This is a genomic window from Duganella sp. sic0402 (assembly GCF_019219065.1).
Taxonomy (GTDB): Bacteria; Pseudomonadota; Gammaproteobacteria; order Burkholderiales; family Burkholderiaceae_D; genus Rugamonas.
Map to the genome: position 1 here is coordinate 130,091 of NZ_JAHUWK010000008.1, position 11,726 is coordinate 141,816.

An 11,726-nucleotide genomic window follows, 5' to 3' on the forward strand; every position below is an offset into this window, starting at 1 on the left:
AATAGTCATTCCGTCTCACTTTTCAGAAAAAAGCGGAGAATTCGCAAAAAAACTTATTCACCTTAATCAAAAAATCCACACCATAATTATTTGGCTTGACGCAGTAAAACCAAACAAATATTCTGCGCCTACATCAAGGAGAACAGAATTGGATACCCCTTATCTTGGCCAGGTCATCATGACCGCCTTCGGCTTCACGCCGAGGGACTACGTGCAATGCAATGGTCAGCTGCTGCAGATCCGCCAGTACGAAGATCTGCATCGCCTGCTGGGCACGCGCTATGGCGGCGATGGCAAAACCACGTTTGGCGTACCCGACCTGCGCGGTGCAACGCCGGTCGGCGCCGGCGCCTCGGCTGATCCGGACTGGAACACCGCGCCGTATGCCGCGAACCAGCGCGCCGGGGCTGAAGCGGTGATGTTGCAACCCTCGCAGGTGCTTGGGCATCAACACGCCACGCCAGTCGCCAGCACCAGCCTGGGCACGCTGCGTAATCCGAATGGCGCATTGCTGGCGAAAAGTAATGGCGGCACGGCCGGTGCCCAGCTATATGCCGAGCCTGGCGCACCAACCGTCGAGCTGGCCGCCGAGACGGTGTCGACCAGCGGCAATCCCGGCCATCCGAACATGCAACCCTTCCTGGTGGTCAGCTTCTGTATCGCCACCAAGGGCGCCTTCCCGCCGCCACGTTGACTTAACCTGACAGGAAATCCACGATGTATACTCCGATGATCGGGCAAATCCGCATGTTTGCCTTCAGCCGCGTACCGCACGGCTGGCTGGCCTGCGACGGCAGCTTGCACCAGATCGGGCATTACCCCGATCTATTCATGCTGCTTGGCACCGCCTATGGCGGCGATGGCGGCGAGACCTTTGGCGTGCCCGACCTGCGCGGCCGCTTGCCGATTCACCAGGGCACGCAGCCAGCCAGCGGCGCCAGCCAGCGCACTGTGGCGCAGGCTGGCGGCAGCGAGCAGGTGGCGCTGGAAGTACGCCATCTGCCGCCGCACAGCCATCCCTACCTGGTCAGCACCGCGCTGGCCACCTCCGACGATCCGACCGGCCGGCTGCTGGCCGCCCCCAGCGGCAACGACGGCATGTATCTGGCGCCGGACGCGGTCGATCTGAACGCCCGCTACACGCTGTCGGCCGCTTCGGTTGCGGCGCTGTCGACCCGCAGCATCGGCGCACTGCACGACAACCTGATGCCGACGCTGACGGCGTCGTATTGCATCGCCGCGCGCGGCGACGTGCCGCCGCGCGCCGCCCTTTAAGGAGTTCATGATGTTGGATGCCTATATCGGAGAAATCCAGATTTTCAGTTTCGGCTACGCGCCGCTCGACTGGGCTTTGTGCGACGGCGCCGAAGTCCGCATCAAGGACCATCCCGGCTTGTACGCGCTGATCGGCAATACCTATGGCGGCAATGGGGTCGACAAGTTCCGTCTGCCCAATCTGGCTGGCCGCGCGGTGTGCGGCCATGGCACCGGTCCGCAACTGACGCCCCGCAAGCTGGGTGAGCGCTTTGGCGCCAACAGCGTCACCCTGGATCAGACCCAGTTGCCGGACCACGCTCACGGCATCAGTTTTTTCGCGCCGAAGCCGCGCGCAGCCAAGAGCAACCTGCCGGCCAGCGGCTATTATCTGGGCGTGCCGGATAACGCGCTGATTTTCGCCCCCGCTACCGGCACAACCCCAGTCAAGATGGCGCCGAACGCCGCCGCCTCCAACGGCGGCGAGCCCCACGAAAACCGCCAGCCGCTACTCGCCTTGCACTTCTACATCGCGCTGCGCGGCCAGACGCCGCAGTTCAGCTAGCGCGCAGCAGCGCCTGCGCACGGAAGTCCTGCGGCGTCACGCCGTAGCAGCGGCGGAAGGCGCGGATAAAATCGGAAGCGCTGCTGAAACACAGGCTGTAGGCAATCTCTGTCACGCTCACTTTGGGCGTGCGCACCAGCTCGCTGGCGGCCTCGCGCAGCCGGCAATGGCGGATATAGGCGCCCAATCCTCCTTCATGCTCGAACATGCGGTACAGCGTCGGCCGGGCGATCGAAAAGTAGCCAAGCACACCTTCGGGCGACAGCGTTTCCTCGCTCAGATTGGCCTGGATATAGCGCTGCACCTGATTGAAGCGCAGCGCATTGGCGGCTGCGCGCGCGCCCCCCTCCAGCCGCGCCTGTTTGCCAAAAGCCGCGATGATCAATTGTGCGCAAGCGCGTATCGTCTGCGCCGCCTGGTCATCACTCAGCACCGGTAGCTGGCGGCACAACACAATCAGCTGGTCGAGGATCAGGCGGGTCAGCGGCGTGGTGTAACTGAGCACGCGGCCATGTATGGCCGCTGCGTCGGCGATGTGCGCCTCCACCAGCGCGCGCGGCACGAAAAAAGCCAGTACCCGCGCGCGGCTGGGGCGCACCATCTGCATCGGCTGGCCCATGTCCAGCGCCAGGATGCCGGGTACGAACTGCTCGGCCTTGCGCTGTTGCGGACCGGTCACGGTTTCAATCACGCCTTCCACCGCCACATGAAACACAAAGTCCCGCACGGCATCGCGCGAGAGGTGCGCATTGTTGCGGCGCTGGCAGAAGGCATCGGTGCGGCTGTCGAGGAACACCATGTCTTTCTGCACATAGGTGTCCATCTCACTGAAGAAACCGCTGTCGCGCTGGCCACGGCTGACCGGCATCTCAAGGATGCGGCTGAGATAATCGCTCCAGGCCGGCGCCTGCAAGTCGCGCCGCTCGCCGGCCACGCTGAAGTGCTGGCGCAGCAGGCAAGGCGCGCCACCGCCGTCCGGCATGGCGTAGCGCTGCTCGCGCGCGGCGATGCGCTGCGCCATCGCCGCAGTATAGCCCTTAGCCATGGCGCCGACGCTGTAGCCAGCGCACTACCCACAGCAGGCCGGCGCCACAGGCGCCAACGCATAGCGTGATGCCGGCCAGCAGCGCGGCTGGCTGGCGGAAGCCAAACACATCCGCCGCAAACGCCAGCACCACCGTCACCAGCAACTGCGCCGGATACAGGAAACGCAACTGGCGCAACGGGCTGGCGTCGCCAAGCTTGTAATAATGCAGCGCCAGCGCGAAAGCCGGCCCCCACAATGCGCCGAGAAATACCAGCGCGGCAACGGCGATCAGCAGCAGTCTCATGCCTTGAAGGCGCGGACCTTGGTCAGCAGTTTGGTGGTCGAGCGGTCATGTTCAAAGTCGATGGCGACCGCCTGGCCGCCGTAGGCGATCACCGCCTGGCCTTCCGGAATGGCATCCATCTGGTAGTCGCCGCCCTTGGCATAGATTTCCGGGCGTGCCTGCTGCACCACTTCCAGCGCCGTGTCTTCGTCGAAGTCCACCACCAGGCTGACCGACTCCAGCGCGGCCAGCACCGCCATGCGGTCGGCGCAGTTGTTGAGCGGACGGTCGTCGCCCTTGCCCAGGCGCTTGACCGAGGCGTCGGTATTGGCCGCCACCACCAGCGAGGCGCCCAGCGCACGCGCTTGCGCCAGGTAGGTGACGTGGCCGCGGTGCAGCAGGTCGAACACGCCGTTGGTCAGCACCACCGGTTTCGGCAGCGCGGCGACACGCGCCGCCAGTTGTTCACGAGTGCAGATCTTGTCTTCAAATTGAGGCATAGCTTGTTAAGTGTCAGGTTCGTTGTCGGTCGGCTCTGCTTCGATGCTCAGCGCGCCGAATGCGCTGCCCTCCTTGGGTTCGCCGCGCTTGCTGTGCAGCTTGATCTGCAAGCGCAGGCCGTTCGCCGAGTCGGCGTTGCGCAGCGCTTCGTCATAGCCAATATAACCGCTATTATAAAGTTCATGTAAGGCCTGGTCGAAAGTACACATGCCGAGCTCGCGCGACTTGTGCATGATTTCCTTGATCGACTGGAAGTTACCTTTGAAGATCATCTCGGCGATGGTGGGTGTATTCAGCAGGATTTCAATCGCTGCCTTGCGGCCCTTGCCATCCTCGGTGCGGATCAGCCGCTGCGAGACGATGGCACGCAGATTGGACGACAAGTCCATCAGCAGCTGGTTGCGCCGCTCCTCGGGAAAGAAGTTGATGATGCGGTCCATGGTCTGGTTGGCGTTGTTGGCGTGCAGCGTACCCAGGCACAGGTGGCCCGTTTCGGCGAAGGCAATCGCATGCTCCATGGTTTCGGTATCGCGGATCTCGCCGATCAGGATCACGTCCGGCGCCTGGCGCAGCGTGTTCTTCAGCGCGTTGTGCCAGGACAGCGTGTCCACGCCGACTTCGCGGTGCGTGATCAGGCAGCCCTGGTTCTTGTGCACATATTCGACCGGATCTTCCACCGTGATGATTTGGCCGGCCGAGTTGGCGTTGCGGTGATCGATCATCGCCGCCAGCGTGGTCGACTTGCCGGAACCGGTGCCGCCTACCACCAGCACCAGCCCGCGCTTGGTCATGATGATGTCTTTCAGTACCTCCGGCAGCGCCAGCTTTTCCAGCGTTGGAATCTCGGAAGCAATGGTGCGGATCACCATCGCCACGCTCTGCTGCTGCACAAATACGTTGACGCGGAAGCGGCACACACCCGGCAATGAGATGGCAAAATTACACTCTATCTCAACCTCGAATTCGCGCTGCTGCTTGCCGTTCATGATGGACAAGGCCAACGCGCGCGTCACGCCGCTGTTCAGCTTTTGCTGGCTCAGCGGCTTCATCGCGCCTTGCGCTTTCATGCTGGGCGGGAAGTCGGCGGAAATAAACAGGTCCGAGCCGCCGGCGTGATGCATCACCTTGAGCAGCTTGTGCAGATAGGCTTGCGCTTCTTCAGGAGCAAATGTGGAGGACATACATCGCCTTTCAAGAATACGCTGCATTATATGGCCGGCATTCCGCTACAATAGCTCAACTTTAGTCATCCTTTATTGCATACTAGCATCGCCTGTGTTCAAATATATTCATGACACTGACTGAACTGAAATACATAGTCGCTGTTGCACGAGCGAAGCACTTCGGACATGCGGCCGAAGCCTGCTATGTCGCCCAGCCGACCCTCTCGGTGGCCATCAAGAAACTCGAAGATGAACTGGGCGTGGTCCTGTTTGAACGGGGCGGCGCCGAAATCTCCGTCACGCCGCTGGGCGCGCAAATTGTCGCCCAGGCCGAGCGCGTGCTCGAACAGACCGCCGCCATCAAGGAACTTGCAAAGCAGAACAAAGATCCGCTGGCCGGCCCGCTGCGCCTGGGCGTGATCTATACCATCGGCCCTTACCTGCTGCCGCCGCTGGTCAAGGGCATGATCGCCAAAGTCCCGCAGATGCCGCTGATACTGCAAGAGAATTTCACCGTCAAGCTACTGGAAATGCTGCGCCAGGGCGAGCTGGACGCCGCCATCATGGCGCTGCCGCTGCCCGAACACGGTATGGCCATGCAAGTGTTGTATGACGAGCCTTTCGTGGTCGCCATGCCGTCGGCCCACCCGTGGACCAAGCGCAAATCGATCCCGGCCGACGATCTCAAGACCGAGAATATGCTGTTGCTGGGTAACGGACACTGCTTCCGCGACCAGGTACTGGAAGTATGTCCCGAAATGGCGCGCTTCTCGGCGCCGGGCAATGGCATGCAGCGCACGTTTGAAGGCTCGTCTTTGGAAACCATCCGCCACATGGTGGCCAGCGGTATCGGCCTGACCGTGCTGCCGCGCGCCTCGGTGCCGGACATGGATGCCAAGGATGGCATGCTGCAATTCCGTCCGTTCGACGAACCGGCGCCATCGCGCCGCGTGGTCATCGTCTGGCGCAAGAGCTTCACCCGCAAGGCGGCCATCGACGCCGTGTGCGACGTGGTGTCGTCGTGCAATCTGCCGGGCATCACCACCCTCTGCGCCGACGAATAAGGCGCATTTAGCCAGCCGGCGCAGGATTTGCGATAATCATCGCTTTCCTGTTAGCAGAAGTGGCATATGAACAAGCTGGCGCTTTACCTCCGACTGATACGCATGGACAAACCCATCGGCACCGTGCTGCTGCTGTGGCCGACGCTGATGGCAATGTGGATCGCCTCCGGCGGCGTGCCGGAATGGCGCCTGCTGGTGATCTTCACGCTGGGTACCTTCCTGATGCGTTCGGCCGGCTGCGCCATCAACGACTACGCCGACCAGGACATTGACAAATTCGTCAAGCGCACCGCCGAACGGCCGATCACCAGCGGCCGCGTCAGCGGCAAGGAAGCGGTGGCAATCGCCGTGGTGCTGACGCTGCTGGCCTTCTGCCTGATCCTGCCGCTGAACACGCTGACCAGGCAGATGTCGGTGGCGGCGGTGATCCTGGCCGGCACCTACCCCTACACCAAGCGCTTCTTCGCGATTCCGCAGGCCTACCTGGGCATCGCCTTCGGCTTCGGCATCCCGATGGCGTTTGCCGCCATCCAGGGCCATGTGCCGCCGGTGGCCTGGCTGCTGCTGGTCGCCAATGTGTTCTGGACGCTGGCCTATGACACCGAATACGCGATGTGCGACCGCGACGACGACCTGAAGCTGGGCATCCGCACCTCGGCCATCACCTTCGGCCGCTACGATGTGGCCATCATCATGTTCTGCTACGCGATGCATCTGGCGATGGTGCTGGTGTGCGGCTGGCAGCTGGGCCTGCGGCTGTGGTTTGTCGCCGGGCTGGCGGTGGCGGCCGGGCTGGCGTGCTACCACTACACGCTGATCCGCAACCGCGAGCGCGGGCCTTGCCTGTACGCCTTCCGCCACAACAACTGGCTGGGCGGCGCGGTGTTTGCCGGGGTGGCGCTGGACTACGCGCTGCGCTAAATCAAGTGCGCGCAATTGCGCGCCCATAAGACGCCAACTTCGCCGATACTGTTATTTCAACCGACAAATACAGATGAGGTCACCATGAGCCAGAACGATATTGCCGACACCCAGGCTGCCATCGCCAACACCCGCGACAAGCTGGTGGACGGTCTGCGCAGTTCCATCAACGACGCTGAGAAATGGCTGGAAGAAAGCGCCGACGACGTCAGCGAAGCCGCCTCCGAAGCGCGCGCCCGTTTCGACGATACGCTGCGCACCGCCATCAGCGACCTGCGCAAGCTGGAAGACAGCATCCTGGCGCACAGCCGCGAAGCCGTCGAAAGCGTCGACACCTATGTGCACGACAATCCTTGGAAAGCCATCACCATCGGCGCCACCGTCGGCCTGCTGCTGGGTGTGCTGATCACCCGCAAATAAACTAGGCCTGGCCGAGTTCGTCGCCAAGCTGCTTACCGCGCGCGGCGGCGGCTTTCATGGCGCTGATGATGTTTTCCTTGACGGCGCTGGCTTCCATGCTGGTCAGCGCCGCATAGGTCGTGCCGCCCTTGGAGGTGACACGCTCGCGCAGCAGCGACACCGGCTCGCTGGATTGCTGCGCCAGTTGCGCCGCACCGGTAAAGGTGGCCAGGGCCAGCTGCTTGCCCTGCTCCGCGCTCAATCCCATTTCCTCGGCCGCCTGCTGCATCGCTTCAATAAAGTAGAACACATAGGCCGGACCGCTGCCGGACACCGCTGTCACCGCGTCGATCTTGCTTTCATCATCCAGCCATACAGTCGGGCCGACCGCCTTCAGGATGTCATCGGCCAGCCTGGTCTGCGCTACGCTGACGCCGGCCATCGCCACCATGCCGGTAATCCCCTGGCCAATCAGCGCCGGCGTGTTTGGCATGCAGCGCACGATGGCGCCATAGCCGCCCAGCCAGCGCGCCAGGTCGGCGCCACGGATGCCGGCCGCGATCGAGACGATCAGCGGCCGGCGGGCCGTATCAAGCAATGGCAGCAGCTGTGCGCTGACTTCGCGCATGCTTTGCGGCTTGACCGCCAGCACGATCGCGTCAACGCCGGCCAGCGCCGCACCGGCTGTGGCGGCGGTGCTCACGCCATACTGCTTCTGCAAGCGCGCCAGCGCATCCGCGTTCGGGTCCACGACGTGGATATTGGCGCCGTCGGTCAGTTTGTTGGCCAGCCCTGCGATCAGGGCCGCGGCCATATTGCCGCCGCCGATAAATGCTATTTTCATGTCTTACGCCTTCAGATAGTTGCGCGCGCCGAAAATCGCGCTGCCGACGCGCACCATGGTCGCGCCTTCGAAAATCGCCGCCCGCATATCGGCCGACATGCCCATCGACAGCGTATCCAGCGCCAGTCCATCGGCGCGCAATTGTTCATAAATAGTCCGCAGCTGGGCAAACGCCGCGCGCTGCTGCGCAAACGCCTCGGCCGGCTCAGGGATCGCCATCAGGCCGCGCAGTGTCAGATTCGGCAGCGCGGCGACCTTGTGGGCCAGCGCCGCCACTTCTTCCGGGGCGGCGCCGCTCTTGCTGGCTTCGCCGCTGATATTCACTTGCAGGCAAATCTGTAGCGGCGGCATACCGTCCGGCCGCTGCTCCGACAGCCGCTGCGCGATCTTCTCGCGCTCGACCGTATGCACCCAAGCAAAGTTCTCCGCGATCGGGCGCGTCTTATTGCTTTGAATCGGGCCGATGAAATGCCACTCCAGCGCCGGCGCCCCCGCCTCTTGCACGGCGCGGATCTTGTCCAGTCCTTCCTGCAAATAGTTCTCGCCGAACGCCCGCTGGCCGGCCGCGACCGCCTCCAGCACCGCCTCCGGCCCAAAGGTCTTGGACACGGCCAGCAATTGCACGGCGCCGGCCGGACGCTGAGATTCTTGGGTAGCAGCAACAATTGTCGCGGTGATGGCTTGCAAGTTCTGGCGGATCAGGGACATAATCATCGAGTAAAGATCGTTATAACAGGCCACATATACTTCGGGGCACAGGGATTATAAATGGACATCTCGGAACTACTCGCATTCTCGGTCAAGAACAAGGCCTCGGACCTGCACCTGTCAGCCGGCCTGCCGCCGATGATACGGGTGCACGGCGACGTGCGGCGCATCAACCTGCCGCCGCTGGAGCACAAAGATGTGCATGGCATGATCTACGACATCATGAACGATGGCCAGCGCAAGGTCTACGAAGAAATGCTGGAGATCGACTTCTCGTTCTCGATCCCCGGCCTGGCGCGCTTCCGCGTCAACGCCTACAACCAGGAGCGCGGCGCCTCGGCGGTGCTGCGCACGATTCCGTCGAAAATCCTGACGCTGGAAGAGCTCAACGCGCCGAAAATCTTTGCCGATTTCGCGCTGAAGCCGCGCGGCCTGGTACTGGTGACCGGCCCGACCGGCTCCGGCAAATCGACCACGCTGGCGGCCATGGTCAACCACCTCAACGAAAACGAGTACGGCCACATCCTGACGATTGAAGACCCGATCGAATTCGTGCACGAATCCAAGAAATGCCTGATCAACCAGCGCGAAGTCGGGCCGCACACGCTGTCCTTCAACAACGCGCTGCGTTCGGCGCTGCGCGAAGACCCGGACTGCATCCTGGTCGGCGAGCTGCGCGACCTGGAAACCATCCGCCTGGCCTTGTCGGCTGCCGAGACCGGCCACCTGGTGTTCGGCACGCTGCACACCTCGTCGGCGGCAAAAACCATCGACCGCATCGTCGACGTGTTCCCGGCCGACGAAAAAGAAATGGTGCGCGCCATGCTCTCCGAATCGCTGCAAGCGGTCATCTCGCAAACGCTGCTGAAAACCAAGGACGGCGCAGGCCGCGTGGCCGCCCACGAAATCATGGTGGCGACGCCGGCGATCCGCAACCTGATCCGCGAAGCCAAAGTGGCGCAGATGTACTCGGCGATCCAGACCGGCAGCAACGTCGGCATGCAGACGCTGGACCAGAACCTCACCGACCTGGTTCGCCGCAACCTCATCAGCAGCAGCGCCGCCCGCGCCGCCGCCAAATCCCCGGAGAACTTCCCCGGCTAAACGCCGGGGTCAACGCCGGGGTCAGTTCTGCCAAACGTACACGAGCTCATGTACATTTGGCGGAACTGACCCCGGATTTGAATCGGTATTAAGGAATCAGAATGGAACGCGACCAGGCTTCTAAATTCATGTTCGACCTGCTGCGCCTGATGTTGGCCAAGAAGGGATCGGACTTGTTTATCACCGCCGGCTTTCCGCCTGCGATCAAGATTGATGGCAAGATGACGCCGGTGTCGGCCCAGGTGCTGACCGCCGCGCATACGCTGGACCTGGCGCGCTCCATCATGAGCGACAAGCAGGCTGCCGGCTTCGAGCTGAGCAAGGAAGCCAACTTCGCCATCAGCCCCGGCGATATCGGCCGCTTCCGCGTCTCCGCGTTTGTGCAGATGAGTTCGGTCGGCATGGTGCTGCGGACCATCACCTCCGAAATTCCCAAGCTGGAAGACCTGGGCCTGCCCGAAGTACTGAAAGAGGTGGTGATGGCCAAGCGCGGCCTGGTGATCATGGTCGGCGCCACCGGTTCCGGCAAGTCGACCACGCTGGCGGCCATGGTCGGCTACCGCAATGAAAACAGCTACGGCCACATCATCACCATCGAAGACCCGGTCGAATACGTCCACCCGCACAAGAATTGCATCGTCACCCAGCGCGAAGTCGGCGTCGATACCGACGACTGGGAGGTGGCGCTGAAGAACACGCTGCGCCAGGCGCCGGACGTGATCCAGATCGGCGAGATCCGCGACCGCGCAACCATGGACCACGCCATCGCCTTCGCCGAAACCGGCCACCTGTGCCTGGCCACGCTGCACGCCAACAGCGCCAATCAGGCGCTCGACCGCATCATCAATTTCTTCCCCGAGGAGCGCCGCCAGCAGTTGCTGATGGACTTGTCGCTGAATCTGAAAGGCATGATCTCGCAGCGCCTGATCCCGAAGAAGGAAGAAAAAGGCCGCGCCGTGGCCATCGAAATCCTGCTCAATTCGCCGCTGATCTCGGACCTGATCTTCAAGGGCCAGGTACACGAGATCAAGGAGCTGATGAAAAAATCGCGCGAACTGGGCATGCAGACTTTCGACCAGTCGCTGTTCGACCTGCACGAAGCCGATCTGATTACTTACGAGGACGCGCTGCGCAACGCCGACTCGGTCAACGACCTGCGCCTGGCCATCAAGCTGGAGGGCAAAGCCGCGAAGAACCGCGACCTGTCCGCCGGCACCGAACATTTGGGAATCATTTAATGAGCACAATCTTCGACATCTCCGCCGACAGCCTGTCCGGCCAACCTGTCAGCCTGAGCCAGTACAAGGGCAAGGTCCTGCTGATCGTCAACACCGCCAGCAAGTGCGGCTTCACGCCGCAGTACCAGGGCCTGGAAGCGGTCTACCAGCAATTCAAGGACAAAGGCGTGGAAGTGCTGGGCTTCCCCTGCAACCAGTTCGGTGCGCAGGAACCGGGCGCCGCCGACGAGATCGGCGCATTCTGCGAGAAGAACTACGGCGTCACTTTCCCGCTGTTCGCCAAGATCGATGTCAACGGCACGCATGCCCATCCGCTGTTCCAGAAGCTGAAAAAGGATGCGCCCGGCATCCTTGGCACCGAAGGTATCAAATGGAATTTTACAAAGTTTCTGATCCGCAAGGACGGCACGGTCTACAACCGCTACGCCCCTGCAACCAAACCCGAAGAGCTGATTTCTGATATCGAAAAGCTATTAGCTGAGTGATTTCGGCAACAGAATGTCCACTACAAAAGTTAAATAATGAAAACGTTTTCCGAAAATCGTGGCGCGGATTGACTTTTAGGTAATAATGAACTTTGGTCGTATCCTGTCGAATCAGTCGCTATGTCCTTAATCGGAAAACTTGTATCGCGTTGGCTGCGGATGGGAATGTA

The 11,726-nt window shown here is 62.0% G+C and carries 15 protein-coding genes; 9 read left to right on the forward strand and 6 right to left on the reverse strand.

Translation table 11 applies throughout. From position 1 onward, the window contains the following. Positions 1 to 148: 148 nt before the first annotated feature. The 3 genes from KW842_RS19035 to KW842_RS19045 are packed head-to-tail and all read left to right on the forward strand — an operon-like array spanning position 149 to position 1,819. Entirely contained in the window at positions 149 to 694 is a 546-nt protein-coding gene (locus tag KW842_RS19035; protein ID WP_218305694.1) for a phage tail protein, read from the forward strand. A 23-nt stretch (positions 695 to 717) separates the two neighbouring features. Further along, positions 718 to 1,275 (forward strand): phage tail protein, encoded by a 558-nt coding sequence (locus KW842_RS19040; RefSeq protein WP_218305695.1) that lies wholly within the window; start codon positions 718 to 720, stop codon positions 1,273 to 1,275. Between the two features lie 7 nt (positions 1,276 to 1,282). Continuing rightward, a complete protein-coding gene (locus KW842_RS19045) occupies positions 1,283 to 1,819 on the forward strand; it encodes a phage tail protein (protein WP_218305696.1) in 537 nt (178 codons plus the stop codon). Here KW842_RS19045 and KW842_RS19050 read toward each other — a convergent pair. From KW842_RS19050 to KW842_RS19065, 4 genes are read right to left on the reverse strand one after another with little or no spacing between them, the layout of a single operon-like run. Next, a complete protein-coding gene (locus tag KW842_RS19050; RefSeq protein ID WP_218305697.1) occupies positions 1,812 to 2,864 on the reverse strand; it encodes a helix-turn-helix domain-containing protein in 1,053 nt (350 codons plus the stop codon). The two genes, KW842_RS19045 and KW842_RS19050, sit on opposite strands and share 8 nt — an antisense overlap. Continuing rightward, positions 2,857 to 3,150, reverse strand: coding sequence for a hypothetical protein (locus KW842_RS19055; protein ID WP_218305698.1), 294 nt, complete (start codon positions 3,148 to 3,150; stop codon positions 2,857 to 2,859). The genes KW842_RS19050 and KW842_RS19055 overlap by 8 nt, the downstream gene beginning before the upstream one ends. Further along, positions 3,147 to 3,629, reverse strand: a complete 483-nt coding sequence (gene rfaE2 / locus KW842_RS19060; protein WP_218305699.1) for a D-glycero-beta-D-manno-heptose 1-phosphate adenylyltransferase — start codon at positions 3,627 to 3,629, stop codon at positions 3,147 to 3,149. Before rfaE2 ends, KW842_RS19055 begins: the two co-directional genes overlap by 4 nt. Positions 3,630 to 3,635: 6 nt before the next feature. Beyond that, the gene (locus tag KW842_RS19065) at positions 3,636 to 4,811 is read right to left on the reverse strand and encodes a PilT/PilU family type 4a pilus ATPase (protein ID WP_218305700.1); all 1,176 of its coding nucleotides are present in this window, start codon (positions 4,809 to 4,811) and stop codon (positions 3,636 to 3,638) included. Between the two features lie 110 nt (positions 4,812 to 4,921). On the opposite strand from KW842_RS19065, the gene KW842_RS19070 reads away from it, so the two are divergent. From KW842_RS19070 to KW842_RS19080, 3 genes are all read left to right on the forward strand, one after another. Further along, positions 4,922 to 5,857: a hydrogen peroxide-inducible genes activator gene (locus KW842_RS19070; RefSeq protein ID WP_218305701.1), complete on the forward strand. Its 936-nt coding sequence runs from the start codon at positions 4,922 to 4,924 to the stop codon at positions 5,855 to 5,857. A gap of 66 nt (positions 5,858 to 5,923) precedes the next feature. Beyond that, positions 5,924 to 6,778, forward strand: a complete 855-nt coding sequence (gene ubiA / locus KW842_RS19075) for a 4-hydroxybenzoate octaprenyltransferase (RefSeq protein ID WP_218305702.1) — start codon at positions 5,924 to 5,926, stop codon at positions 6,776 to 6,778. Positions 6,779 to 6,862: 84 nt separating this feature from the next. After that, positions 6,863 to 7,198 carry a YqjD family protein gene (locus KW842_RS19080; protein ID WP_218305703.1) on the forward strand — a complete coding sequence of 112 codons (336 nt, stop codon included), beginning with the start codon at positions 6,863 to 6,865 and terminating at the stop codon, positions 7,196 to 7,198. A gap of 1 nt (position 7,199) precedes the next feature. Here the strand turns inward: KW842_RS19080 and proC are convergent, their stop codons facing one another. Then, positions 7,200 to 8,021 (reverse strand): pyrroline-5-carboxylate reductase, encoded by an 822-nt coding sequence (gene proC, locus KW842_RS19085; protein ID WP_218305704.1) that lies wholly within the window; start codon positions 8,019 to 8,021, stop codon positions 7,200 to 7,202. Between the two features lie 3 nt (positions 8,022 to 8,024). Then, entirely contained in the window at positions 8,025 to 8,729 is a 705-nt protein-coding gene (locus tag KW842_RS19090; protein WP_218305849.1) for a YggS family pyridoxal phosphate-dependent enzyme, read from the reverse strand. Positions 8,730 to 8,789: 60 nt separating this feature from the next. Between KW842_RS19090 and KW842_RS19095 the strand changes: the two genes are divergently transcribed. The 3 genes from KW842_RS19095 to KW842_RS19105 all read left to right on the forward strand — a co-directional run bounded on the left by KW842_RS19095 (position 8,790) and on the right by KW842_RS19105 (position 11,556). Then, positions 8,790 to 9,833 carry a type IV pilus twitching motility protein PilT gene (locus KW842_RS19095; RefSeq protein ID WP_218305705.1) on the forward strand — a complete coding sequence of 348 codons (1,044 nt, stop codon included), beginning with the start codon at positions 8,790 to 8,792 and terminating at the stop codon, positions 9,831 to 9,833. Between the two features lie 101 nt (positions 9,834 to 9,934). Then, complete coding sequence (locus tag KW842_RS19100; RefSeq protein WP_218305706.1) at positions 9,935 to 11,071, forward strand: PilT/PilU family type 4a pilus ATPase; 1,137 nt, start codon at positions 9,935 to 9,937, stop codon at positions 11,069 to 11,071. Then, positions 11,071 to 11,556, forward strand: a complete 486-nt coding sequence (locus KW842_RS19105; protein WP_218305707.1) for a glutathione peroxidase — start codon at positions 11,071 to 11,073, stop codon at positions 11,554 to 11,556. Before KW842_RS19100 ends, KW842_RS19105 begins: the two co-directional genes overlap by 1 nt. Positions 11,557 to 11,726: the final 170 nt, after the last annotated feature.